General features: G+C 39.3%; 1 protein-coding gene. It reads right to left on the bottom strand.

What is annotated here, in order from left to right; all coding sequences use genetic code 11:
- Nucleotides 1–262: TetR/AcrR family transcriptional regulator (locus KH400_RS21655; RefSeq protein WP_217228172.1), on the bottom strand; the 262-nt coding region annotated here is incomplete at its 3' end.
- Between the last annotated feature and the right edge of the window lie 143 nt (nucleotides 263–405).

The following is a 405-nucleotide window of genomic DNA, read 5'->3' as shown; positions in this document are numbered from 1 at the left end:
ACCAGACACGCACCTTCCCAGCCAGAGTCGGCTCAGTCGTTATTGATGTGACCAACATGTCACGCATAACTGCTTGCTCATGTTCAAAGACTTGCGTTAGCATATCAGCCTTATTATTAAAGTAAATATAGATGTTGGATTGCGAGATACCAACGGCCTTGGCGACCTTCGTTGTTGATAAACTAGCCGCCCCTTCAGTCACGATAATCTGTATCGCTGCCTGAATAATTGTCTCATACTTCGATTCATCTTTTTTCTTCATGGTACTAATATAACCGGTTTATTCTGAAACGACAACGTTGACAAAAGATAAGTTTATCTTTTATACTAAGTCCACCAATTAAAGATAGAGTTATCTTTTAAGAAATAGAGGCTATTAAACATGAAGATTGCAATGCTCGGATC

It is taken from the genome of Desertibacillus haloalkaliphilus (assembly GCF_019039105.1).
GTDB lineage: Bacteria > Bacillota > Bacilli > Bacillales > KJ1-10-99 > Desertibacillus > Desertibacillus haloalkaliphilus.
This window is presented reverse-complemented; position numbering and strand designations above follow the sequence as displayed.